General features: G+C 61.8%; 20 protein-coding genes and 3 pseudogenes. 7 read left to right on the top strand and 16 right to left on the bottom strand.

Features of this window, described 5'->3' with window-relative positions; genetic code table 11:
* Window positions 1-45 precede the first annotated feature (45 nt).
* Both N1937_RS00635 and N1937_RS00630 read right to left on the bottom strand, forming a co-directional pair.
* Entirely contained in the window at window positions 46-735 is a 690-nt protein-coding gene (locus tag N1937_RS00635) for an orotate phosphoribosyltransferase (protein WP_260057199.1), read from the bottom strand.
* 71 nt (window positions 736-806) lie between these two features.
* Window positions 807-1,463 carry a TetR/AcrR family transcriptional regulator gene (locus N1937_RS00630; protein ID WP_260057198.1) on the bottom strand — a complete coding sequence of 219 codons (657 nt, stop codon included), beginning with the start codon at window positions 1,461-1,463 and terminating at the stop codon, window positions 807-809.
* A 101-nt stretch (window positions 1,464-1,564) separates the two neighbouring features.
* On the opposite strand from N1937_RS00630, the gene N1937_RS00625 reads away from it, so the two are divergent.
* Together N1937_RS00625 and N1937_RS00620 are read left to right on the top strand one after the other, a co-directional pair.
* On the top strand, window positions 1,565-2,047 hold the full coding sequence (locus N1937_RS00625) for an anthrone oxygenase family protein (protein WP_170263581.1): 483 nt from the start codon (window positions 1,565-1,567) through the stop codon (window positions 2,045-2,047).
* Window positions 2,048-2,144: 97 nt separating this feature from the next.
* Window positions 2,145-2,774: a glutathione S-transferase family protein gene (locus tag N1937_RS00620; protein WP_026154412.1), complete on the top strand. Its 630-nt coding sequence runs from the start codon at window positions 2,145-2,147 to the stop codon at window positions 2,772-2,774.
* Between the two features lie 496 nt (window positions 2,775-3,270).
* Here N1937_RS00620 and N1937_RS00615 read toward each other — a convergent pair.
* The 8 genes and pseudogenes from N1937_RS00615 to N1937_RS00580 all read right to left on the bottom strand — a co-directional run.
* Window positions 3,271-3,381: pseudogene (locus N1937_RS00615) on the bottom strand (glyoxalase superfamily protein); the annotation flags it as partial.
* Window positions 3,382-3,470: 89 nt separating this feature from the next.
* Window positions 3,471-4,649, bottom strand: a complete 1,179-nt coding sequence (locus N1937_RS00610) for a GGDEF domain-containing protein (protein ID WP_260057197.1) — start codon at window positions 4,647-4,649, stop codon at window positions 3,471-3,473.
* A gap of 173 nt (window positions 4,650-4,822) precedes the next feature.
* Window positions 4,823-5,869 (bottom strand): dihydroorotase, encoded by a 1,047-nt coding sequence (gene pyrC / locus N1937_RS00605; RefSeq protein ID WP_260057196.1) that lies wholly within the window; start codon window positions 5,867-5,869, stop codon window positions 4,823-4,825.
* Window positions 5,870-5,973: 104 nt separating this feature from the next.
* Window positions 5,974-7,155, bottom strand: coding sequence for an MFS transporter (locus N1937_RS00600; protein ID WP_260057195.1), 1,182 nt, complete (start codon window positions 7,153-7,155; stop codon window positions 5,974-5,976).
* A gap of 333 nt (window positions 7,156-7,488) precedes the next feature.
* Window positions 7,489-8,121, bottom strand: coding sequence for a nucleoside triphosphate hydrolase (locus N1937_RS00595; protein ID WP_260057194.1), 633 nt, complete (start codon window positions 8,119-8,121; stop codon window positions 7,489-7,491).
* On the bottom strand, window positions 8,118-8,900 hold the full coding sequence (locus N1937_RS00590; protein ID WP_017966817.1) for an ATP-binding cassette domain-containing protein: 783 nt from the start codon (window positions 8,898-8,900) through the stop codon (window positions 8,118-8,120). Before N1937_RS00590 ends, N1937_RS00595 begins: the two co-directional genes overlap by 4 nt.
* Before the next feature lie 2 nt (window positions 8,901-8,902).
* Complete coding sequence (locus tag N1937_RS00585; RefSeq protein ID WP_026154411.1) at window positions 8,903-9,967, bottom strand: ABC transporter permease; 1,065 nt, start codon at window positions 9,965-9,967, stop codon at window positions 8,903-8,905.
* A gap of 155 nt (window positions 9,968-10,122) precedes the next feature.
* A complete protein-coding gene (locus N1937_RS00580) occupies window positions 10,123-11,142 on the bottom strand; it encodes a sugar ABC transporter substrate-binding protein (protein WP_017966815.1) in 1,020 nt (339 codons plus the stop codon).
* A gap of 229 nt (window positions 11,143-11,371) precedes the next feature.
* On the opposite strand from N1937_RS00580, the gene N1937_RS00575 reads away from it, so the two are divergent.
* The 5 genes and pseudogenes from N1937_RS00575 to N1937_RS00555 all read left to right on the top strand — a co-directional run.
* Complete coding sequence (locus tag N1937_RS00575; RefSeq protein WP_260057193.1) at window positions 11,372-12,619, top strand: ROK family transcriptional regulator; 1,248 nt, start codon at window positions 11,372-11,374, stop codon at window positions 12,617-12,619.
* Window positions 12,603-13,079 carry an RbsD/FucU family protein gene (locus tag N1937_RS00570; protein WP_170258858.1) on the top strand — a complete coding sequence of 159 codons (477 nt, stop codon included), beginning with the start codon at window positions 12,603-12,605 and terminating at the stop codon, window positions 13,077-13,079. Before N1937_RS00575 ends, N1937_RS00570 begins: the two co-directional genes overlap by 17 nt.
* A 241-nt stretch (window positions 13,080-13,320) precedes the next feature.
* Window positions 13,321-13,984, top strand: a pseudogene (locus N1937_RS00565) (hypothetical protein).
* Window positions 13,985-14,145: 161 nt separating this feature from the next.
* Window positions 14,146-15,534, top strand: coding sequence for a putative bifunctional diguanylate cyclase/phosphodiesterase (locus N1937_RS00560; protein ID WP_260057192.1), 1,389 nt, complete (start codon window positions 14,146-14,148; stop codon window positions 15,532-15,534).
* Between the two features lie 232 nt (window positions 15,535-15,766).
* Window positions 15,767-16,051 (top strand): annotated as a pseudogene (locus N1937_RS00555) (TetR/AcrR family transcriptional regulator); the annotation flags it as partial.
* Between the two features lie 128 nt (window positions 16,052-16,179).
* On the opposite strand, the gene N1937_RS00550 reads toward N1937_RS00555, so the two are convergent.
* From N1937_RS00550 to N1937_RS00525, 6 genes are all read right to left on the bottom strand, one after another.
* Window positions 16,180-17,487, bottom strand: coding sequence for an IS4 family transposase (locus N1937_RS00550; protein ID WP_222351084.1), 1,308 nt, complete (start codon window positions 17,485-17,487; stop codon window positions 16,180-16,182).
* Window positions 17,488-17,860: 373 nt separating this feature from the next.
* On the bottom strand, window positions 17,861-18,100 hold the full coding sequence (locus tag N1937_RS00545; protein ID WP_260059028.1) for a hypothetical protein: 240 nt from the start codon (window positions 18,098-18,100) through the stop codon (window positions 17,861-17,863).
* Window positions 18,101-18,765: 665 nt separating this feature from the next.
* The gene (locus tag N1937_RS00540; RefSeq protein WP_260057191.1) at window positions 18,766-19,803 is read right to left on the bottom strand and encodes a 4-hydroxyproline epimerase; all 1,038 of its coding nucleotides are present in this window, start codon (window positions 19,801-19,803) and stop codon (window positions 18,766-18,768) included.
* Between the two features lie 15 nt (window positions 19,804-19,818).
* The gene (locus N1937_RS00535; protein ID WP_260057190.1) at window positions 19,819-20,529 is read right to left on the bottom strand and encodes an SDR family oxidoreductase; all 711 of its coding nucleotides are present in this window, start codon (window positions 20,527-20,529) and stop codon (window positions 19,819-19,821) included.
* Between the two features lie 9 nt (window positions 20,530-20,538).
* Window positions 20,539-21,789 (bottom strand): NAD(P)/FAD-dependent oxidoreductase, encoded by a 1,251-nt coding sequence (locus N1937_RS00530; protein ID WP_260057189.1) that lies wholly within the window; start codon window positions 21,787-21,789, stop codon window positions 20,539-20,541.
* 116 nt (window positions 21,790-21,905) lie between these two features.
* Complete coding sequence (locus tag N1937_RS00525; RefSeq protein WP_222296591.1) at window positions 21,906-23,183, bottom strand: alpha/beta hydrolase; 1,278 nt, start codon at window positions 23,181-23,183, stop codon at window positions 21,906-21,908.
* Between the last annotated feature and the right edge of the window lie 473 nt (window positions 23,184-23,656).

Below are 23,656 nucleotides of genomic sequence, written 5' to 3'. Positions count from 1 at the left end.
CATCTATACGTTCATCAACCGATTAGGCGAGCTTTTGTCAACTGGCTAGAGCGAAAGCTCACTTACGCCGCCATTCTTTTCCGACCAGGCCAGCGGCGCATCGAGGAAGGCCTCGACTTCCGACAGCGTCTTGTCGTCGAAGAGCCTCTGCTCCTTTGCGACGGCCAGAACATTGCGCCAGTTGGCGATGTGGTGCAGCCTGACCTTGCCATCTGCAAAGCGCTTTTCGCCGAATATGCCGTAGAAGAACAGCGCGATGCCATGATCGACGATGCCACCGGCGGCACGGACGGCATCGATGAACTTGAACATGCTGCCGCCTGCCGTCGTCAGGTCTTCGATGACGAGCACGCGCGACCCTTCCGGCATATTGCCTTCGATCTGGGCATTGCGGCCATGGCCCTTCGGCTGCTTGCGCACATAGATCATCGGCAGGCCGAGACGATCGGCAAGCAGGGCGGCGAAGGGGATGCCGGCGGTCTCGCCGCCGGCGATGCAATCGAACTGCTCGAAGCCGGCATCGCGCAGCAGGGTGCTGGCAGCGAAATCCATCACCGTGGAGCGGATGCGCGGGAAGGAGAGCAGCTTGCGGCAATCGATATAGACCGGGCTCGCCATGCCGGAGGCGAGTTTATAGGGCTGAGCGGCATTGAAATGCACCGCCCTGATCTCCCAGAGCATCTTGGCCAGCAATTCAGCCATCACGGCACGGTCGGGAAAAGTGGTCTGGATCATGCGGCTCTCCTTCGGCTTGGATCCTTGCGGGAATAGCAGCAAGAGCCTGCCGTTTCCAGACGAAAGGCGGGCTATTGCTGCAGCAGGCGGCCGATATCAACGATCTGCATTTTCTTGAACAAGGCAAGCGCCCTCTCGCCCTCCTCCGCATCCAGCGACACGGCATAACGCACGGCGGCGGCAAGCAACTGCATCGTCAGCCGGGCGATCGCCAGCACCTCCCTGCGGTCGCGATCCGGCCATAGGCGGATAAGTACGGCGAGAAATGCCTGGGCATGGAATTCCATGTCCTCGGCATCGACCTGTTGCAGCAGCTTATCGGTATGGGTCGCATGCCAGATATCGCGCATGACAGGCTCGCGGCGGAAGAAGCCGTAATATTCGTCGACGATAGTGGTGAGCGCGCCCTGCAGGGCCGCAGCGTCGGTCACCTTCGCCAGCTCCTCTTCGACGCACCGCCTGCCCTCTTCGTTGAAGCGCTCGGCCAATGTCCGGATGATCGAGGTCTTGTCGGGAAAATATTGGTAGAGGGCGCCGAAGGAGAGGTCGGCCTTTTCGACGATCTCGCTCATCTTCAACCCGTCGCTGCCGTGGCTTTCGATCAACTGCGAGGCAACCGCGAGGATCTTTTCGAAGCGCTCGCGGCCGCGCTGCTGGCTGGGGATGCGGCGCAGCTGGCCGGTGGATTCCTGCTGGCGCCTGCGCGTTGCGACCGGCTGTTCCGACATGCTCTCTCCTTTTCCACGTTGACAAACAAAATAAGAGAGATTATCGCATTTTGCAAATGAGAGAGTTTCTCTTGTTTTTAAAGTTTGGGAGGAGTTTTGACATGCAGATCATCCTGATCCTATCCCTCGTGGCCGCGGCGATCGGCAGCGGCCTCGTCGCCGGCATCTTCTTTGCCTTCTCGACCTTCATCATGGCCGCCTTCTCGCGCATCCCGGCGGAGCAAGGCATCGCGGCGATGAACTCGATCAACGTGACGATCGTCCGCTCTCCCTTCATGGGCCTCTTCGTGCCGACGGCGATCCTCTGCCTCGTCATCGCCGTGCTCGCCCTGATCGACTGGCGCGGCGGGGCATCCTTTCTGATGCTGGCGGGTGCAGCCCTCTACATCTTCGCCTCCTTCCTCTCGACCATCATCTTCAACGTGCCGATGAACGATGCGCTGGCAAAAGTCGGCGGCAACGGGACGGAAGCGGTTCAGCTCTGGACCATCTATGTCAGGGACTGGACGTGGTGGAACCATGTGCGGACCATCGCCTCGCTACTCGCCTCGGTCGCCTTCGTGCGGGCGCTGATGATCGTCTGAACGATTGCTTCTCGGCAATCCGCCGCGCCTTTCAGGAATCGGGTGGCCGGTTCCGGGCGGGCATGCGATGTTGGGCAATCGCGGCGAAAGGACCGTCATGTTTACGCTTCACGATTATCTGCCCTCGCAAAATGGCTGGAAGGTCCGGGTTCTGCTCGGCCTGCTCGACAAACCCTACCGCAGCCGTATCGTCTCGATCTTCGAGGGCGAGAGCCGCACCGAGGCGTTTCTCAAACTCAATCCGGTGGGCGCCATCCCGGTTCTCGAACTCGACGATGGACGTCCGATCGCCGAATCCAATGCGATCCTCACTTTTCTCGCCGAAGGCACACGCTTCCTGCCGTCAGACCACTATCTGCGCGCCAAGGTCATGCAATGGCTGTTCTTCGAACAGTATCATGTCGAGCCGGTCATCGGCTCGCTGCGATTCTGGACGTTGACCGGACGGCTGGAGCGTAACCAGAGCATGATTGCGGGCAAGCGCGAAGCCGCAGCCCGCGCGCTTGCCGCCATCGATCGCAGCCTGAGTGACAGCCTGTTTCTTGTCGACCAGCAGCTGACGATCGCCGATATCGCCGTTTACGCCTATAGCCACCGGGCCGAGGATTGCGGCTTTTCTCTCGCAGCCTATCCCGCCTTCGCCGCCTGGTCCGACCGCGTTCGAGGTGCCATCGGGGCAGATTATCCGGTCTATCCCTATAGTATGGACCCGCATTCGGCCGGCTAAGACAAAGTCCGCCTCGTGGCCGACCGGGAGCTTGGCGATTGCGCCGGCGCCAGCCGTTCCGGCTATTTGCCACCATCCGGGTTCGAAAAGCGCGCCAAGCAGAGATCACGGCGAGCAGCAAGAACAAGCCTGCCAAACCAGCCCGCAGAGAACCGCCTTGCGTCAGGTTGTCACCTTCGGGAGTGAGGTAGCTGGATAGGGCTTGCGATATGCAATCTCGAAACTTCCAGTACCTTTCATAGAATAACCATCCGAAAATGCAACTTTTCCCCCGATATATCTTGCTCTGACTAAGAAGAAACCGTACCGCGCAGCTACACGTCTCTTCTCCCCAGCGGGGAGAAGGTGCCGGCAGGCGGTTGAGGGGGTGAGCGGCAAAGCCGCGAGTGTCCGGAGCGCAAGCGCAGGACAATGAATGGAATGCCGTGTGGCCCCCTCATCCGACCCTTCGGGCCACCTTCTCCCCGCTGGGGAGAAGAGGGAGCCAAGCCATGACCATGTAGCGGTAGTCCTTGCCTGAGAGTTCGGCGTGACAGGCCCGCACATTCGCGACGCGGACGAAGGCCTTGGCGCCGGGGCTGGCGTCGCCGGAATGTTCGCTGAGGTTGTCTGGATGCATTCACCTTAACGCAGAAGCGTCGCGGGGCGGCTGGCCGCATCCGGGCGAGGGCGATGTTATGGGAGGTCAGCCGGGAATCAAGACGCGGTGCGCGTTGCTTCGACGGGAACCGCCTTGAGATAGCTGGCAAGTTCGACCCGGTTGCGGCCGGCGCGCTTGGCGACGTAGAGCGCCTTGTCGGCGGCGCTCAGCGTGGCGTCGAAATCCAAGCTCTTCGAGCGGCCGGGGGCGACGCCGACGCTGACCGTGCATGTCAGCACTTCGTCGTCGATATGGATCTCGCGCGCTTCGAACCCCCTGCGGATGCGCTCGGCCGTGAGTTCCGCCCGGCCGGGCATGATCTCCTTCAGCACCAGCACGAATTCCTCGCCGCCGAGCCGGGCAGCGGTGTCGCCGGTGCGGCAATGGGCCGAAAGCTCGCCGGCGAAGACATTGAGCACGCGGTCGCCGGCGGCATGGCCGAAGCGATCGTTGACGGATTTGAAATGGTCGATATCGAAGACGATGACGGCCGTGGTCGTTCCCATCGGGCGCGTGCCGTATTGGTCGAAGAGGGCACGACGGTTGAGCAGGCCGGTCAGCGGATCGGTGATCGCATCGAGACGATGGCGGGCAGCGAGCCGCCATTGATGCAGCGCCAGCGACAGCGCGCCGATACCGGTCATGCCGGCAATGCAGACGGCAAGGCTCAGATCTTCGGCCCAGTTGCTGGGGGCTTTGCCGAGCACCAGCTTGCCGTCGGAGACCAGCACGGCGGCGCAGAGAACGAAGGAGATCGCCGTCAGCGTATAGAGCGTGGTAATGCCGAGGAGCGGCGCGGGTGCTTCGGCGCGGGCGAGCCAATATTGCCGGGCGGTGGCAAAGAGCAAAAGGGCGATGGCGAGATTGTCGGCGATGAAAGCCAGGCCATCATAGCCCGATAGCATCGGCACGACGGAGAAGACCATCGCCGCAAGCGCGCGGATCGCGATGGCAAGGAGAGACATCCGGCCGGTGAGGAATTGTTTGCCTGCTCCCCAGATGGTGGCAAAACCGGCATGAAACAGCACGAAATTGGCAACGCCGAGCCATGTCTTGGGCGTATTGACATAGCCGCTATAGACGAAAATGCCGCTGACGACGAGGACAAGGCCGACGGTGGCGGTGAGCAGCACGGTTTCCGCGCGACGGACAAGCCAGCTGCCCATCAGCGTCACCGCAAGGCAGGCCGCGGAGACGCCGAGCGCCAACAACAGGGAGTTATAGTCAAGCATCATGCTTTTCAGTCTCCGCAGCTGTTGTCGCATCGAATGGCGGCTTACCGGTCTGCGAGGAGAAATGTCTTATGCATCCGTTAACAAATGATGCACTGCACAATGCAAATGTTACGCGTTTAACGTCGCGTCGAACTTTAAAATGAATATTCTATTTAAAATTGAAATCCGAAAGCTTAATCCTGGTGCATCACCTGCCAGCGCAGGGGAAACATCGGATCGAACACCGTCACCGGACCGGCGCCGGTTTCAATCCTCGCGGGAAAGACGACCGGCTCGGCCTGCCGTGACAGGGTGATGTGCTCCTCGTTCGGCTGCAGCCCGTACCAGGCCGGCCCGTTCAGCGACACGAAGGCTTCGAGCCGTTCCAGGGCACCCTCCTGTTCGAAGACATGGGCGAGGCAGCTCATCGTATTGACCGAGGTATAGATGCCGGCGCAGCCGCAGGCGCATTCCTTTAGCGGATCGACATGCGGGGCGGAATCCGTGCCGAGGAAGAAGCGCGGATCGCCGCTGACGGCCGCCGCACGCAAGGCCAGCCGGTGGTTTTCGCGCTTGGCGACGGGCAGGCAGTAATAATGCGGGCGGATGCCGCCGACGAGGATGGCGTTGCGGTTGATGATCAGATGGTGGGTGGTGATCGAGCCGGCGAGATTGCCCTTGGCCGCCTTGATGTAATCGACGCCATCCCATGTCGTCACATGCTCCATCGTCACCTTCAGCTCCGGCAGGCGCTGGCGCAGCGGATCGAGCACGGTGTCGATGAAGACGGCCTCGCGGTCGAAGATATCGACCTCCGGCGTCGTCACCTCGCCATGGACGCAGAGCGGCAGGCCGATCTTTGCCATGCGCTCCAGCACCGGCATCGCCTTTTCCATGTCGCGCACGCCCCCATGCGAATTGGTCGTGGCGCCGGCGGGATAAAGCTTGACGGCGGTGATGAGGCCGCTGTTCTTCCCCTCCTCCACATCATCCGGGCTGGTATGTTCGGTGAGATAAAGCGTCATCAGCGGCTGGAAGCGATGGCCGTCCGGCAAGGCCTTGAGGATGCGCTCGCGATAGGCCCTGGCGTCAGCTGACGTGACGACCGGCGGCACGAGATTGGGCATGATGATGGCGCGGGCGAAGGTGCGGCTCGTATCAGCGATCACGCCCTCCAGCATGGCGCCGTCGCGCAGATGCAGGTGCCAGTCATCAGGACGGCGGATGGTGATCGATTGCATGGCAGGCCTCCGAAGCGATGCGTCTGCGGTCTCGATAACACTAAAGCGCATCGCATTGAAATTGATTCATACGGCGGGCTTTCGCTCTTTTCATGCCCGCTGCTCTATCTCCGAACCGATCTTATCAGGCACAATGCCGCTCCGAGCAGACAGAGACCGGCGCAAAGCTCGAACAACGACCAGTAGCCAAAGGATTGCGCCCAAAGGCCGGTCCCGAGCCCCGAGAAAAGAAGGCCGGCATTCGCGCTATTGCCAAAGAGGGCCGCTGCGATTCCAGCCCTGCCAGGCAACAGATCCTGCAAATGAGCCATGCCGACGATACTGATGATCGCGATGCCTGTCGCCCGCAGCAACTGCGCAAGGTAGAGCGTCGTCAGTGAAGGCCAGGGGATCGGCAACAGGTAATAGACGGCGAAGACCCCGAAGCCGGCCAGCAGGAGCAGCCTGTTCGCCCCGCGTGCCGGCCGAAACACGAACAGGCTCATCACAATCACCTCAAGAAGCGCGCAGAGGCTGAACAGCAGGCCGACGTCCGCCTCGGATCCCAACTGCTGGGCAACGACGATCGACACGGCATTGGCACCGGTGAACATGGCCGTGTGAAAGGCGGTAAGCGCCAACACGGCAGGCGCTGTGGACATCAAAACGTCCAGCGTCAGGCGCTGCCGGCTAGCTGTATCCGCCACGACCTTGATGCGGCTCACCAGCACGACCGCCAGCGCCAAGGCGGCGAGCAAAGCTGCGCCGACATAGATGCCATCGAGGTCCCAGTAGCGAACAAGAATGGCGCCCAGGGCTGGCCCGACGGCCCAACTCAGCGAATTGCACGTGCGCAGCGCCGCCATGCCCTTGGCGCTCGTCTGCTCGCCTGTGCGATCGAGATAGCCTTTCGCCGTCGCAAACAGCAGGGAGAACGAGGCAGAACTGATACCGAAGAGGACGGCCGCGTTGAGAAACAGCATCCACGGTTCGCTCGCCACCGCGCAGAGACCGAACCCAGCCATCTTGGCCAGCAAGGATATCAGCAACGGCCACATCATCGGCTTGCGATCGTGAAAGTGGCCAAAGATCGTCGTGACGACGATGCCTGAGATCGCCGACAGGCTTAGAAAAGCTCCCAACTGCAGAGGCGACATGCCGATCTTATCAACGGCGAGCCGGGCGATGTAACTGAAGGCCATTGCCTCGGCGAGCATAGCGAAGAGGATTGCAGTCAGTGCGGCAGGGAAGAATGGAACGCGAAAAAGGGCGAAGATCGCGCGCGTGATGGGCAGGCTGAACGCCATATGTCATCTCCAACGGGATGAGGAAGAGGCATGAACGCACAGACTTCATCGAAAATCCGGCGAGGGGAGCCCGACGCATCGCGTGACTTCTTACATGACGGACATGCCGGCACCCCGCCAAAGGAGGGCACCGACCAAACGGCAGGGTGTGTGGATGTTATCCTTCGCGACCATACTCAAGCGCAAGTCCCTTTTGCCCGAATTCGGCCGACTTGCTGCGAAACCTTGATTCACAAGAGGCGCTGCCAGCACCTTGTTATGCCTATCGGCATCCGGAACCGCTACGCAGAACCGGGCGGATGGATTGTTCCCATGTGAGAACAATCCGCGGCATCACGCCAGCGCGATCTCCAGCGTCACATCGGCCGGGCGGCGGTTTTCGAGGATCAGCCGACCGTTCGGCAGGTCGTTGCCGTAGACCTTGGCGCTGGCGGCCTCCTCGGTCAGGTTGTAACCGCGCCAGCGTGCCCAGAGCCGCTCTTCGAGCACCTCGATCGGCGGCGCCAGCATGATCGAAAAATCGAAGACGCCTTCGAGTTCGGCCCATTTGCCGAGCGAAAAAAGCAGATAATTGCCCTCGACGATGATGAAGCGGTGATCGGGGGAAACAGGTCGGGCGGACGCGATCGCGAGTTCACGTGAGCGATCGAATACTGGCACCAGAACTTCCTGATCGGCCCGCCTGACGGCGCGGATGATATCGAGGAAACCGCGGACATCGAAGGTTTCGGGGATCCCCTTGCGCGTCAGCAGGCCGCGTTCGATCAGGATGGCGTTGTCCATGTGAAAACCATCCATCGGCAGGACTTCGGCACTTTCGCCCCTGGCCTTCAGCGCTTCCGCCAGATTGTCGGCCATGGTCGATTTTCCGGCGCCCGGCGGTCCGGCGATGGCGATCAGGAAACGCTTGGAAGGGCCGGCGCGGTCAAGAACTGCGCCGGCGATTTCATCGATGCGTGCGTTCATGCGGCGACCGGCTCCGTCGGCACCGCCTTGGCGCCGGTCATGAAGGCGACGGCGTCGGACATGGTGTATTCCTTCGGATCGATCACCGTCAGCCGCCGGCCGAGACGGTGGATATGGATCCGGTCGGCCACTTCGAAGACATGCGGCATGTTGTGGGAGATCAGCACGATCGGCAGACCACGGGCGCGCACGTCGAGGATCAGTTCCAGCACGCGGCGGCTTTCCTTGACGCCAAGCGCTGCCGTCGGTTCGTCCATGATGATGACCTTCGAGCCGAAGGCGGCGGCGCGGGCGACCGCGACACCCTGGCGCTGACCGCCGGAGAGCGTTTCCACCGCCTGGTTGATGTTCTGGATGGTCATCAAGCCGAGTTCGGACAGCTTGTTGCGCGCCAGCTTTTCCATGGCCGGCCGGTCGAGCATGCGGAACATCGAACCGAGCACGCCGGATTTGCGGATCTCGCGGCCGAGGAACATGTTGTCGGCGATCGACAGTGCCGGCGACAAAGCGAGGTTCTGGTAGACGGTTTCGATGCCGGCTTCGCGCGCTTCCATCGGCGAGCGGAACTGCACCTGCCGGCCTTCCAGGGTGATCACTCCCTCGTCCGGGGTGACGGCGCCCGATATCGCCTTGATGAGCGAGGATTTGCCGGCGCCGTTATCGCCGATGACGGCGAGGATTTCACCCGGATAGAGGTCGAAATCGGCATTGTCGAGCGCGGTCACGCGGCCATAGCGCTTGACGAGACCGCGGGCGGTGAGAAGGGGTTCGCGATCCATGATTACACCGAAACCTTTCTGATCCACTGATCGATGGCGACGGCGGCGATGATCAGCACACCCGTCAAAAGGACTTTCCATTGCGGGTCGGCGCCGAGCATGTTGAGGCCCATCGAGACGACGCCGACGATCATCGCACCGAAGAGCGTGCCGAGGATGGAGCCGCGGCCGCCGAACAGCGAGATGCCGCCGATCACAGTCGCGGTGATCGCCTGCAGGTTAAAATCGGTGACGGCCGAGGACGGCGAGATCGAGCCGTTGCGGCCGATCGAGACCCAGGCGGCCAAGCCGGCAATGACGCCCGAGATGGCGTAAACGGTCAGCAGCACCTTCTTGGTCTGAATGCCGGAGAGCTTGGCTGCCTCCGGATCGTCGCCGACGGCATAGACATGCCGGCCCCAGGCGGTGTGATTGAGGACATACCAGAGGACCACGACGAGCAGCACCATGGCGATGACGCCGACGGTCAGCACGGCGCTGCCGAGCTTGAAGCTCACGGCGAAAAGATGCAGCAGCGGCGCCTTTTCGTCGACGTCGGTGTCGCGGATCGTCTCATTGGCGGAATAGATGAAATTCGTCGCCATGACGATGTTCCACGTGCCGAGCGTGACGATGAAGGGCGGCAGCTTCATGTAGGCGACGAGGAAGCCGTTCAGCAATCCGCAAAGGCCGCCGACAAGCATGCCGGCCGCGACCGCGATCGGCGTCGGTATGCCGTAGGTGATGGCGACATTGCCCATGATCACCGCCGAGATCACCATGATGACGCCGATCGAAAGATCGATGCCGGCAGTCAGGATGACCAGCGTCTGGGCGGCGCCGAGAATACCGACGATGGCGATCTGCTGCAGGATCAGGGTCAGCGTATAGGACGAGAAGAACCGTCCGCCGATGGTGATCCCGAAAATGATGATCGCCAGCACCAGCACGATCAGCGGCACGGCGGCCGGCGTCGAGTGGAGAAAATGCTGCGCGCGCTTGATCAGCGAGACATTCTCGTGCTCGAAGGAGGCAACGCTCTTGTCGCTGCCGTCGAGGACACGTTCGAATTCCTGTGTTCCGGTCATGGTTCCTCCTCCGCATCCGCGCGCCGAACTCGCGCGGGGGCCGTCACCGATATCCATCCGGTCTTTGATTAGCCGGTTCGTGAGGCGACGGCACATCGTCCGTCGAAAACGGCCGGGGATCAAGCCCCGGCCGGTCTGCTTTCAACAATCAGGGCTCAGCCCCAGCACTTGTCGGTGCCTTCCTTGGTGTCGATCGACTTGACGCCGGAAACCGGCTTGTCGGTGACGAGCGAGACGCCGGTGTCGTAGAAGGACTTGCCTTCGGTCGGCTTCGGCTTTTCACCACTGTCGGCGAACTTCTTGATCGCTTCGACGCCAAGGGCTGCCATCATCAGCGGATATTGCTGCGAGGTGGCGCCGATGACGCCTTCCTTGACCGACTTCACGCCCGGGCAACCACCGTCGACCGAGACGATCAGCACGTTCTTTTCCATGCCGACAGCCTTCAGCGCCTGATAGGCGCCGACAGCGGCCGGCTCGTTGATCGTGTGGATGACGTTGATGCTCGGATCCTTCTGCAGAAGGTTTTCCATGGCCTTGCGGCCGCCTTCTTCATTGCCGTTGGTCACGTCATGACCGACGATACGAGCATCGTCCTCGTCGCCGATCTTGTTCGGGTCCTTCGGATCGATGCCGAAGCCCATCATGAAGCCCTGGTCGCGCAGAACGTCGACCGTCGGCTGCGACGGGGTCAGATCGAGGAAGCCGACCTTGGCGTCCTTCACCTTGTCGCCCAGCGTTTCCTTGGCCCACTGGCCGATCAGCTTGCCGGCGAGCAGGTTGTCGGTGGCGAAGGTGGCGTCGGCGGCATCGGCCGGCTCGAGCGGCGTGTCGAGAGCGATGACCAGCAGGCCGGCATCACGGGCCTTCTTGACCGAAGACACGATGCCCTTGGTGTCGGAAGCAGCAATCAGGATGCCCTTTGCGCCGTCGGCAATGCAGCTTTCGATCGCAGCCACCTGGCTTTCGCTGTCACCGTCGACCTTGCCGGCATAGGACTTCAGCGAGACGCCGAGTTCCTTGGCCTTGGCCGTCGCACCTTCCTTCATCTTGACGAAGAAGGGGTTGGTGTCGGTCTTGGTGATCAGGCAGGCAGCCACGTCAGCCGCCATGACAGGAGCGGAAAAGGTGACACCAAGCGCGAGCGCGCCGAAAGCGAGAACGGATTTCTTCATGGAACTCCTCCCAGAGTTTGCCGGCGCCGCCCCTGCGGGGCCGGAAGCTTAAGATATGACACTTCGCCGTGGATCGCTAATGCCTCCCAGCGGTCCCGTGCCCTTGACGACGGCAATTAAGAGCGAAAAGAAATTGGCTTGTCAATAAATAAATCCAATTGAATTATTAATTCGATGTGGCATGCTCGAACGAATTAGGGCAATAGGCCAACGATCGGGAGGAGCGGCCATGTCGTCCTTGGATGGACCGGAACACACGCCGGTCCCGCCACCAATTCTCAATCCGGCCGGAGGTGCGAACCAGGTCAGGGTGCGAGCCTATAACGAACGGCTCGTGCTGTCGCTGGTGCGTCTCTACGGCGCGCTGTCGAAGGCCGATATCGCGCGCCGCAGCGGGCTGTCGGCGCAGACCGTCTCCGTCATCATGCGGGTGCTGGAAAAGGAAGGGCTGCTGTCGCGCGGGGAACCGGTGCGCGGCCGCGTCGGCCAGCCGTCGATCCCGATGCATATCAATCCCGATGCCGTCTATTCCTTCGGCCTGAAGATGGGCCGGCGCAGCGCCGATCTGGTGCTGATGGATTTCGTCGGCCGCATCCGCATGCAGTTGCACCGGACCTATGCCTATCCGCTGCCGAATGAAATCCTCGCCTTCGTCACCTCGGGCATCCGCGAGTTGGAAGACCGGCTCGACGACAAGCAGCGCGGCCGCATTGCCGGCCTCGGCATCGCCGCCCCCTTCGAGCTCTGGAACTGGGCCGAAGAGGTGGGTGCGCCGCCGGGCGCCATGGAGGTCTGGCGCGACGTCGACCTGCAGGCCGACGTCGCCTCTCGCGTCTCCTATCCGGTCTTCATGCAGAACGATGCGACCAGCGCCTGCGGCGCCGAACTCGTCTTCGGCGTTGGGCCGTCCTACCCGGATTTCGTCTATTTCTTCATCGGCTCCTTCATCGGCGGCGGCATCGTCTTGAATTCGGCGATCTTTTCCGGCCGCACCGGCACGGCAGGCGCGATCGGACCGCTGCCGGTGCGGGGCAAGAACGGCGAGACGAAGCAGTTGCTCGAAATCGCCTCGATCTTCGTGCTCGAGAACATGCTGCGCGAACGCGGCATCGATCCAGAGCCGCTCTGGTATTCCGCCGACGACTGGGTGGATTTCGGCGAGCCGATGGAAGCCTGGATCCGGGATAGCGCCAAGGCGTTGGCGCAGGCGATCGTCGCCGCCGCCTCGATCCTCGATTTCAGTGCGGCCGTCATCGATGGCGGCTTTCCCGATTGGGTGCGCAGCCGCTTGGTGCAGGCCACCATCGACGAAGCTGCCAAACTCGACCTGCAGGGCGTCGTCATGCCTGAAATCATCGAGGGCGCGGTCGGCGCCCAGGCGCGCGCCATCGGTGGCGCCAGCCTGCCGATCTTCGCGCGTTACCTCACCGACCAGAACGTACTTTTCAAGGAGATAGACCATGCTGAAAGGACTTGATCCGCTGTTGAGCCCGGAGCTGCTATTTACGCTTCGCGCCATGGGCCACGGCGATGAGATTGCCATCGTCGACGGCAATTATCCGGGCGTCGAACATGCCCGCCGGCTGATCCGGCTCGACGGCCACCACCTCATCCCGGTCCTCAACGCCGTGCTCAGCGTGCTGCCGATCGACGATTTCGTGGCGGAGGCGATCTTCCGCTCGACCGTCAAGGCCGAGCGCGACAAGCTCGACCCCGTGCACGAGGAGATGATCGACTGCTGTGCCCGCCACGAGCCGCATCGGCAGGTGGTGCCGCTGATCGGCCAGGATTTCTACGGAAGGGTGAAGACCGCCCATGCGGTGATCCAGACCGGCGAGCCCAGGCTCTACGCCAACATCATCCTGCGCAAGGGCGTGATCTATCCGAAAGAGCCGGGAACCCATACCGCGGCCGAGGTCGATCCGTTCGTCTACTAGAGCATGATGCCGAAAAGTGCGCAGCGGTTTGGTCGTCAGTAAGCTTTGGCTTTCGGGCCAGATGAAGGTCGGTCTTTCGCCATTCGTTCGATAGATGTTATGGTGCGGCCGGTGCGTTGATGCACCGCGCCGGCAAGCCGCCCGGCTGCGAACGGCGCCTCACCGCCAGGAGCCGACGTCGCGGGGCTGCATGGACACGTGCGGGATCAGGCCGGTGGAGCGATGAAGACACGGATCTGACATGAGAACGACTCCCCGTCGCAACACCACCGGCTTGCGCAAGTTTCTGGATCCTGAGCAACAGCGCGATTGGATAGAAGGCGAGGCGGAGTTGATCGACGCCGACGAGCGCTTGGAGTCCCTGGAACAGCGGTTCAGGTACGTTGCGCGGTTCGAGAAGCTGCTTCGTCGCCCGCAGGCGCAAGACCTTCTGGAAATTCTCAGAGTCTATGGACAAACCTGCATCCCCATCCCGCGCAAGACCGAGCGTCACTACTGGTCGGTTTTCGTGCCTGCCCTCGACGTCCGACAAGCCGCTCATCCGCATCAATGCGAGTTGGATGGAGCTTTTCACGCTCTACGCCGACGGCGAGGGCCTGCGTGCACGATTCCTGGTGCATCTTTCGCATTTCACCACCGACCATTCACCCGCGCAGGGCAATGTGGACGAGGCTTTTCTCGAGGACTGCGTCACGACGCCCGAAGACGTCGGTTACTTTTTTCCGCGCGGCGAGGACATTTTCGGCATCACTGTGCGAGGCTCCGCCTCGATCCACAAATTCCTGGCGGAACGCCGCATGTTGCGCGCCATTCGGACTTTCAATGTGACGCACATGAACCGAGGTCGGAACGCCTATCAGGCAAGCCACTGCTACAGCCTGGGGGATACCATGCTGGCGGGTTGATCGGCCCTGGGATGCGCCCTACCCTGGCGAGACTGCGGAGCCGGCCCGCGGTCGCCGGCGACGCGCGGATGCTGAAAAGACGCGAGGGCGCTGTAAATCCGTCACGCCCATTCCTTTTCAAGGACTACTGATCCTCCGGCGGGTTCTTCAACCATTCGAAAATGGCAGATGGCGGCGACCGGCAGACACCATCGAATCGAAGCCTCATCCGATTTACGGGAAAGATATCCAATTCACGCAGCGAAACGCCCGCCGAAAAGAACGTAGACTGGATTGCCTGTCACGACACGCTGACCGAACTGCCTAACCGCAGGTTTCTGGATTCCGTATGCGCGCAGGCGATGACCGATCAAAGGGAAGAAGCCTACGCCGTGTTCAGCATCGATCTCGACGGCTTCAAGAAGGTCAACGACCTCCTGGGGCATGATCACGGTGATGCGGTGCTGAAGACTGTTGCTCAGCGGCTCTCTTCCCTCTTTCCCCGCGAACACGTTTTCCGCCTTGGTGGAGACGAATTCGTTGTCCTGGCGCGGCGAACCGGAAATCCCGATCTTGCCGTGTTGGCGAACCGCATAGTGACCGTGATCGGCAAGCCGTTCACATTCAATGGTGTCGCCGTTGACCTCGGCGCCAGCGTCGGCTTCGCGCTTTTTCCGGAGAACGGCGATGACCTCAGTCAAGTCATTCGACATTCCGACTGTGCGATGTATGTCGCCAAAAAGCAGGGGCGCAATCTGGTGAAGCCCTTCGTGCCTTCGATGCAGGACGAGTTGGCGAAGCGCATTCGGATGGAAGCTAATCTGAGAGCAGCCATCAGGAAGGCCGAGATCGTTCCCTACTATCAACCGCTCGTGGACCTGAAAACGAATAGGATTATCGGCTTCGAGGCGCTGGCACGCTGGAAGACGGCCTCCGGCGAATTCATCCCACCGAACGAATTCATTCCGGTGGCGGAGGAAGCCGGTCTGATCGTCGAATTGACCGACCAACTGCTTCGCCACGCCTGCACCGATGCGCTTTCCTGGCCAAGCGAGATCGTCCTGTCATTCAACCTTTCTCCGATCCAACTGAGCGATCGGTTACTGGGGCTCAGAATTCTCAAGATATGGGGCGATGTCGGTCTGCCCGCGCACCGGGTCGAGCTGGAAGTGACGGAGAGCGCCATCATCCAGGACGCCGTTACGGCACGAATCGTCCTCGATGATCTGGTGAATGCCGGGGTCGGGATTGCTCTCGACGACTTTGGAACAGGTTATTCCAGCCTCTCGCAACTATCCAACTACCGGTTCGACAAGATCAAGATCGACAGGAGTTTCGTCTCTTCATTCGAAACCGACGATAAGCAAGACAAGGTGATCAGGGCGATCATCGCTCTCGGCGTGGGACTTGGCGTGACGATAACGGCCGAGGGTATCGAAGAGGAGAGCCAGCTTCAGCGGCTTCAGGACCTGGGTTGCGACATCGGCCAAGGATATCTGCTTGGCAGGCCAGCGCCGGCCGAGAAGCTTGCCACAGGCCAGGCCAGCGCCAGAATTTTGCAACGCGGTTGATGGGCCGCGGTATGTCGGCTCTGAATCAGAGCCGACACGAGCTTGCCGACTTCAAGTTACGCTTATCAATGCCTCACTTTTCGGTCAAAGCTGCTTGGCTTTGTCGGCATCGAACGCATAGGACCTGACGCCATCGGCAAACAAGCGCTGTCCATCTGGCCGACCAGCCGTTCCACACTCTCCAAAACGTTCATCCTAAACCTTAAGCGACGGATGCTCACGCACTTGGGATGACCGAGGCAGCGAGGGTCACGTGGAACTCGGCGAACTCGTGCGCGCCGCCCGCGCCGTCACGCTCGACCGCCTGAAGGCGCGCCTGAACCAGGCGATATCAGCAGGCGAAATTCCAGCCTCGACCGACGTGCATGCGCGCTCCCGCTTCGTCCAGACCGTTCAGAACGGCATGTCGATCCTGGCCCGCGACGGAGCGACCCGCGGCGAACTGGAGGCAGTCGCCGAACTGGCCATGCTGGGTTGGGACACTCGAACCGGCGGTGCTGACCGCAGGCGAGGTTGAGCGCGTTTCGAATATTGTTACGCGGATGGTCATGTGCTTTGGTCAGTTGGTCGCGGAAGCTTGATAAGATCGCCGGCGCGTGCCGCTGCCCCTCATCCGGCTGCCGCCACCTTCTCCCCGCGCGCGGGCTAGGGCATATACATATCTCGCAAAGCCCATCCATCGGCGACGGCTCGAAAGTATTTGAGGCCGTTGAAGAAGGTGATTGGGCCCGGCGGCTTGGCCGAGGCGTAGCCGTTCCAGCCGCCGAGCTTGGCGATGATCCAGGCGGCCCAAGCCAGCGAGGCCTTAGAGTGGGGATTGGACTGCAGCTTGGTTGTGCCCTTGAAACGGCTTTCGAGGGCGGCGAGGGTATCGATCTCGGCTGCCGTGAAGGTCAGGCTTGCCGGCTGGTGATCGCCGCCGCTGCGGGCTTGGACGAGCTGGAGGACGATTGCTGCGGCCTTGGCGGCGATGGCGACGAGCTTTTCCAGCCGTGCCGCCAGATGCAACTGGCTGTCCTCGATCTTGAAGCCTTGGTTCTTCATCACCCGAAAGAACTGCTCGATCATCCAGCGCTGCTTGTACCAGGCGACGATCTGCCAGGCATCGGCCGGGCTGCTGAGCCAATGGGTGGTCAGGAGCAGCCAGTGCAAGGGCTCGACACCGTCGGGGGCGGCCGGTTCAACGATCTCGACCCAGCTCAGCCTGACGCCATCGGGCAGGCCGGCCTCGCGCAGGTTTTGCGGCCGCCGGATCGTCGCTTCGCCGAAGCGCAGGCACACCGTCGCCTGCCGCGCCGGACGGTCGGCGCGCTCGCGCAGATCAATCGTCTGAGTATCGCAAAACGCCACCGTTTCGACCGCGCGGCGCAGTTTGGAACCGTCGATGAGCGCATGGTCATGCATGACGCGCGACAAAAGATCGAAGCGCCGATCGGGCAGGCGCGCCCACATGATGAAGAAGTCACCCTCCCGGTCGGCGATCGCCGTGACCCGGGCCGCACGCGAAAGCACCAGTTTGGCCGCCTCTGCCGTCTCCACCCAGCGCCGCGATTCCTTTTCGTTCAACGGCCGCTCGGCATGCGGCGTAAGCTCTTTGCTACCCCGCGTCCAGACCCGGCCGCCCACCAGGCCAAGGCAGCTGCCGGTGTCGGCATCGAGCGCCAGCATCGGATGCAGCAAAAGGCCAAAGCAATTGCCTTTTTTGATCTTGCCCAATTCCCGCCGGCTGTCCGGCGTCGTCGCAAACTTGATCTCGCTGGTGTCCTGCAGCGCCAGCACGTGGCGACCCTCAACCGCAGACCGGGTCTCCTGGCTCCAGCCGGCAATGATCTCTTCCACGCTCACCGCACTGTTGTTGAGAAAACGCCCGAACCGGATCTCCTGCGAATGGTTGCCCTCGGCCAACTGGCGAAGGCAAACCGTCTCGCGCAGCACAATGCGACGGAGCAGCACCGCCCCCCTTTATCGAGACGACGATCTCCAAACCGGCCCAACGAAAAATCATGCCCTACATCCATCGGCGACGCTCCCAAATCAAAACGTCGCCAAAACAATCATACGGCCCGCAGTAAAGGAATCCGCCCCCCGCAAACCGAGTCAATCCGTCGCACCGACTTATGTATATGCCCTAGCGCGCGCGGGGAGAAGGGGATATGCCGCGACCTCTCCGTTCCCCACCAACCTCTCGCAGGGCACGTCCCCTCGCCCCGTTTTTACGGGGGTCCGAAGGACGGGTCGAGACGAGTGGCTCGACCCTGGTAGGTTAGGGTGAGGGGCAGCCATTCGAGCGAACCGTCCCGTCAGGACGACACCGGCGGGACGCCGGTTACGGGAAGGTCTTCGTGACCTCAATGGTTCCGACGATCGCAGCGTTGAAGCGGTCCATCTCCTCTGCAGGTATCCAATATTCGAGATGCGCCCGGCCGCCCGCTTCCTGAACCGCATGGCCGTCGAGGTAATCTTTTCTCACGGCAAACTTCGTCACGGAGCCTGACCCGCTCCTCGGCACATTCCAGTCGCGCGCGATCTTGACCGCATAATCCTCCGACAGCACGGGATAGAAGATCGGCTGATCCGGCTAGCGTGGCGGAAATCCGCGCATGTCGAGATCGCGAATAAGCGCCAGTTCCTCGGGCCCGACCGGACGCCACAACGTAATAGTTTCGATATCGCTCATCGCAGGGCGCCAATCAGCGTCTTATGTTGTGGGCCGCCTTCTGCGTCTCGGCTGATGAGAGACACCGTCTCGAAGAGAACTTCGATCATGACGTCATTGAAAGATATAAGCCAAAGTCGTGGATTGAGGGCGTTCCATTTGGCTGTCTCCTCACCGCCAATAATCTCATTGAAAGCCCACGGATTGACTGGGTACCTGCACTCTCTCAGGCCATGAACGTTCATGGGCGTTATTCGGAAGTCGATAACCTCACCGAATTTGAGCACGACATTGTAGCCTCCCTCGCGCGCAGAGGCTTCATAACACATGAAAGCGTCGTTCCCATCGTACAGCACTGCAGGATTGGCAACGGTTCCTATCTGGGGATAGGCCTCTTGGGGACTTGATACTTGCATGGTTCTGTCACGTACCTATCGATGAACGTCGAGACACGGTTCGACTTAATCAGCCATCTTGTCAACGCGGCGCGAACTGTCACAGTTGACCAGCTGATCTTCCGGCCGTTGCCGTGTGTTCTGCGTACTATAAAAGATCGCTCACACCGTCGTGAACGTTCATATCTCCCCGGCGGCCGGCCCCCAGACATCCGTCAGCGCAAAGCCGTTCGAATGTGGGTCGAACGGGTCCAGGGCTACCTGGGTCAGGCCGAAGGTGAAGCCGCGGCCGGTGATGGTGGGGATGACGGCGGGGCGGCCGGCCACCTCGGTCACTGCCTGGAGGCCGACTTCGAATTCGGAGCCGATGATCGACTTCGAGGTGAAGGTGTCGCCGACCTTGGCCTTGCCGCGGGCATAGAGCGTCGCGAGATTGGCGGAGTTGCCGGTGCCGCAAGGCGAGCGGTCCGCCCGGCCCGGCCACATGGTGGTGCAGGTGCGCACCGTGCCATCGGTTTCGGTATCGCGGAACATGACATAGGCGACGCCCGAGATCGCCGGGATCTCCGGATGGACGACCTCGATGTCGCGGTTGATCAGTTCCTTGAGGATCATGCCGGCCTGGACGAGGCCGGCGGCGTTGGCCTTCTCGATCGTCAGACCTACCTGGCCGACATCAACAAGCGCATAGAAGATGCCGCCATAGCAGATATCGGCCTTGATCCTTCCCCAATGCGGCGTGTCGATTGCAATATCGAGCTCATGCACGAAGGCGGGCACCATGGTCAGCCTGACCTTCTCGCAGCGCCCGTCGCGGCAGGTCGCCGTCGCTTTGACGATGCCGGCGGCGGTTTCGAGCGTCACGATCGTCTCCGGCTCCTTCATTTCGACGATGCCGGATTCGAGCAGCGCCGTGGTGACGCAGATCGAGTTCGAGCCGGAGCTCGCATGCGCCTGGTCGGGCTGCAGGATGATGAAGGCGGCGTCGGCCTCCGGGTGGCGCGCCGGCAGCAGCAGGTTGACCGAGCCGATCGGCGCGCCGCGCGGCTCCAGGCAAAGGAAGCGGCGAAGTTCGTCGCCCTTCGGATCGGTGTTCAGCCAGTGCAACTGGGCGGCGATGGTATCGCCGGGGATCTTCGGCACGCCGCCGATCGCGACGCGGCCGATCTCGCCTTCGGCATGGACATCCAGCAGTTGGATCGTGCGCTTCCATCTCATATCGAAAACTCCAGATCAGACGTGACGGGTGACGCCGCCATCGACGCGAATATTCTGGCCGGTGATATAACCCGCGCCATCGGAGAGCAGGAAGGCCGCGGTCTTGGCGATCTCCTCCACGTGGCCGATGCGCTTCATCGGGACCTTCTCGACGGTCTCGGGCTTGTGGTTGAGGCTATCGATATAACCCGGCAGGATGCAGTTCATGCGGATATTGTCGGCCGAATAACGATCGGAATAGAGCTTGGTGAAGGCGCCTGCAGCGGCGCGGTAGGTGCAGGAAACCGGGAAGACCAGCGTCGGCTCGTAGGCGGCGAAAGTGGTGATGTTGACGAAGGCGCCCTTGCCCTGTTTCAGCATGACCGGCGTCACCAGGCGGGCCATGCGCACCAGCGACAGGATCATCATGTCGGAACCGAGCGTCCAGTTCTCGTCCGATATATCGAGCAGGTCGCCCTTCGGCGGATGGCCGCTCAGGTTGACGACGGCGTCGATGCGCCCATAGGTCTTCATCGTCAGGTCGAAGATCGCCTTGAGGTCCTCGGCCTTTTCGGCAACGCCGCGCGAGGCGACGCCGCCAAGTTCGGCCGCCAGCGTCTCGCAGCTTTCCGACGGCGACATCAGCGCCAGCCGGTAGCCCTGCGCAGAGAGCTCGCGGGCGATCGCCTCGCCCATGCCGCGGCCGCCACCGGTGATCAGCGCGACGGGTTTGGTGGTTTCGGACATCGGGGCCTCCTAATATCGGTCTATGCGGAACGGCGTCATATCGAGGGATGGTTTGAGCCCGGTCACCATATCGGCGATCACCAGCGCTGTCGTTGCCGAAAAGGTCAGGCCGAGATGGCCGTGGCCGGTCGCATAAAAAACGCCGGGCATTTTCGACGAGGGCGAGATGATCGGGATCGTATCGGGCAGGGCCGGACGATGCCCCATCCATTCCGTCGTCTCCTCGATCTTCAGGCCGGGCAGCGCACGCTGGGCATGGCGCACCAGCACCCGCGGACGGCGGAAGTCCGGCGCGGCATCGAGGCCGGCGAGCTCGACATTGCCGCCGATGCGGATGCCGCCCGCCGTCGGCGTCACCATGAAGGCACGATGCGGCCAGATCACCGAATAGCGCATCGAGATGCCGGGCTTCATGATCTGCGTGTGATAGCCGCGCTCGGTTTCGAGCGGGATCGGCTCGCCGAGCTTTTCGGCGAGGAAGCGGGTGTGGACGCCGGCGGCAAGCACCACCGAAGCGGCCTCGATGCGCCTGCCATCCTCGAGGAGAACGACGGCGGTGCCATCGCCTCGGTGCTCGATATTCCGCACAGTGCCGGAGACGAAGCTTGCGCCGGCAGCCTTTGCGGCGTCTGCGAGTTTCACGACCAGCCTATAAGGATCGCGGATCGACTTGTTGTCGGGGAGCAGCACGGCTTTGGCAATCGCCGGTGACAAAGTGGGCTCGTAATGTTGGATGGCGCCGTTGCTCAAAACCTCGAATTCGAGGCCGTAGCGCTGCATCATGGCGAGATGGCCGCGATCGGCGGCAAATTCCGCCTCGGTCTCGTAGATCGCCAGGCACCCCTCCTCGGTCATCAACTCGGGTGCGCCGATCGCCTCGAGCAGCTCTTTGAAATCGCCGAGCGCCCGGTTCGACAGGCGCATGCCGGCATCCTCGATTTCTCGGAGCCGCGGGGGCCGGCCGGCAGCGAGGAAGCGCAGGAACCAGGGCAGCATCCTTACGGCATAAGAGGGACGCAGCCAGACCGGGCCTTCCGGATCGAGCAGCCAGCCGGGGATCTTCTTCCAGGTCGAAGGGCCGGAACCGGCGGCAAAATCGAGCGCGATGCTTGCCATATTGCCGAAGGAGGTGCCGCGGCCCGGCTCGCCCTTGTCGATCAGCGTCACCTCAAACCCGCGCCGCTGCAGCTCAAAGGCGATCGAGGCGCCGATCACGCCTGCGCCGACGACCGCCACGTTTCTCTTCGTCTCATCCGCCATGCCATCAACCCATCGCACGGCAGACAGAAGTGCCGTCGTGCATCTGATATATCACAACAAGATGCGATGCCTAGAGAATTTCCGGTTTTTTCCGATTCACGGAATTGCTGGAATTTTTACTGGCTTTCCGGCAGCCCCGCACCGACGCTGTCGCCGACCGAACCGACGGTATTGTTCATCGACTGGCCGAGACGTTTCAGCTGGGCGTCGTAGTTGCGCCGGGTGCGCGGATCGAAGATCGCAATCGGCGTGCTGACGGCAACGCTGACAGCACTTCCGGCGGTCTGGGCAGCGCCCATCGCCACGGCGCCGACGGCCTCGCCGAGGCCGACATTGGAATCGGTGATCGCTTGGCCGGCAATCAGCCGGTCGCCGATCAGCTTCACCACCTCGGGGCTTTCGGCGAATTTGCCGTGGTTCAGCCGGTCGCCGCCCTTGAGCTTGGTGAGATCGAGCACGGTGATGCCGGCCGCCTCGAGCTTGCTGCGATAGGGCTCGACTGAGGGATCGATCTGGCCGAGCCGGTCGACATTGCCGGAGATGCGCCGTGACAGCGCCAGAGCCCGATCATCCCTAGAGACGAAGATGGTGAAGTGCGGCCTGTCCTTGCCGAGGCTGGCGAACTGGCGGCCGAAGACATCGACATCGAGATCCGGCGAAGCAAGGATGACATTGTTGATCTTCGGTGCGACGTGGCCGTTGCGGATCGCCATCTGCCTGAGCGCTTCGACGGTGAGCCACGTGCCCATCGAATGGGCCATGATGGTGACGTCGCTGACGGCGGGATTGGCGGCGGTGCGGGTCAGCAACTCCTCCAGCGCGTCGCGGGAATAGTTGGTGCTTTCCTTGTCGTAATTATAATCGAAGATGCTGCCGCGCGACGGCCAGGTGAAGACGACGGGCGCGACGTCGGCATGCGAATCGTGGACGATCTGCGCGAAGCGGTAGACGGCATCCTCATAACGATTGTTGAAGCCGTGGACGAAGACCAGTACGCGGCGGCTCTTCGGCATATGGGACTTCAGCCAGGTCTCGCCGGCCCGCTCGCCTTCCAGCGGATCGACGGAAACGGTGACGAAATCGCGCAGCGGATCGGCCGGCAGGCGGCTTGGCCATTGCACCTGGCCGACCTTGCGATTGGCTTCCGGCGGGATGGAGACATCGACGGCATTGACAGCGAGCCCGGTGCCGCGCTCACCGGAGAAAAGCACGGCGGGATTGTCGTCGGCAGCGCGTGTCGTGGCGACGAGCAGATCGACCTTCGACGTGCCGGGCGGCACGGTGCCGGTCGCCTGCATGACACCGACCGGCCTGCCGCCGCAGCCGGAAAGCGCCATCATTGCCACCAAAAGACCTGTCACGGCCGCGTGCGGGGCGCGTCTCTTGCCGATCATGACCAACTCCAATCGGTTCACGCACCGGACAGGCGGCGCCCGTCCAAATAGTCCGGCGACGCTTGCCGAGTCAAACCGCGGGCGGTCGAAGCCTTTTGGGCATGAGAGAAATGAGACTTGGGGGAAAAGAAAAAAGCCCGACGCGGGAGGAGGTGCGCCGGGCTCTTGATCCTGACTGACAACTGGGAGGAGGAGTGTTGTCAGTCCGATGTAAGAGCGCTGGGAGGAGGAGTGCGCTGCTTACGAAGATAGATATAGCCAATTCTTTTGATTCGGCATAGCGAAAATACCGCAATGCAGCAATGCACTGCATGCAAGGCTTGCCCTCAAAACAACAGGTCACCGCCTCATTTTGCAGCATGCTTGACCGGATGGTCAAAATTATGCCGAAAATTTGGAGACTCGGGGATCGCCGGCATTGCCCTCATCTGGAGGCCGCCACCTCTGCCGGGTCGAACCACAGCTCTCGACCC

This window comes from Rhizobium sp. WSM4643, from assembly GCF_025152745.1.
GTDB lineage: Bacteria > Pseudomonadota > Alphaproteobacteria > Rhizobiales > Rhizobiaceae > Rhizobium > Rhizobium leguminosarum_I.
The sequence above is the reverse complement of the archived record's forward strand: the minus strand, read 5'-3'. Positions and strand labels throughout refer to the sequence as shown.

Bases quoted from the DNA above. Each gene is read 5' to 3' on its own strand.
- N1937_RS00620 (WP_026154412.1), top strand. From the start codon at position 2,145: ATGTTTACGCTTCACGATTATCTGCCCTCGCAAAATGGCTGGAAGGTC.
- N1937_RS00585 (WP_026154411.1), bottom strand. From the start codon at position 9,967: ATGACCGGAACACAGGAATTCGAACGTGTCCTCGACGGCAGCGACAAG.
- N1937_RS00600 (WP_260057195.1), bottom strand. From the start codon at position 7,155: ATGGCGTTCAGCCTGCCCATCACGCGCGCGATCTTCGCCCTTTTTCGC.
- N1937_RS00580 (WP_017966815.1), bottom strand. From the start codon at position 11,142: ATGAAGAAATCCGTTCTCGCTTTCGGCGCGCTCGCGCTTGGTGTCACC.
- N1937_RS00635 (WP_260057199.1), bottom strand. From the start codon at position 735: ATGATCCAGACCACTTTTCCCGACCGTGCCGTGATGGCTGAATTGCTG.
- pyrC (WP_260057196.1), bottom strand. From the start codon at position 5,869: ATGCAATCGATCACCATCCGCCGTCCTGATGACTGGCACCTGCATCTG.
- N1937_RS00630 (WP_260057198.1), bottom strand. From the start codon at position 1,463: ATGTCGGAACAGCCGGTCGCAACGCGCAGGCGCCAGCAGGAATCCACC.
- N1937_RS00590 (WP_017966817.1), bottom strand. From the start codon at position 8,900: ATGGATCGCGAACCCCTTCTCACCGCCCGCGGTCTCGTCAAGCGCTAT.
- N1937_RS00595 (WP_260057194.1), bottom strand. From the start codon at position 8,121: ATGAACGCACGCATCGATGAAATCGCCGGCGCAGTTCTTGACCGCGCC.
- N1937_RS00560 (WP_260057192.1), top strand. From the start codon at position 14,146: ATGGCAGATGGCGGCGACCGGCAGACACCATCGAATCGAAGCCTCATC.
- N1937_RS00540 (WP_260057191.1), bottom strand. From the start codon at position 19,803: ATGAGATGGAAGCGCACGATCCAACTGCTGGATGTCCATGCCGAAGGC.
- N1937_RS00625 (WP_170263581.1), top strand. From the start codon at position 1,565: ATGCAGATCATCCTGATCCTATCCCTCGTGGCCGCGGCGATCGGCAGC.
- N1937_RS00530 (WP_260057189.1), bottom strand. From the start codon at position 21,789: ATGGCGGATGAGACGAAGAGAAACGTGGCGGTCGTCGGCGCAGGCGTG.
- N1937_RS00535 (WP_260057190.1), bottom strand. From the start codon at position 20,529: ATGTCCGAAACCACCAAACCCGTCGCGCTGATCACCGGTGGCGGCCGC.
- N1937_RS00610 (WP_260057197.1), bottom strand. From the start codon at position 4,649: ATGATGCTTGACTATAACTCCCTGTTGTTGGCGCTCGGCGTCTCCGCG.
- N1937_RS00525 (WP_222296591.1), bottom strand. From the start codon at position 23,183: ATGATCGGCAAGAGACGCGCCCCGCACGCGGCCGTGACAGGTCTTTTG.
- N1937_RS00570 (WP_170258858.1), top strand. From the start codon at position 12,603: ATGCTGAAAGGACTTGATCCGCTGTTGAGCCCGGAGCTGCTATTTACG.
- N1937_RS00575 (WP_260057193.1), top strand. From the start codon at position 11,372: ATGTCGTCCTTGGATGGACCGGAACACACGCCGGTCCCGCCACCAATT.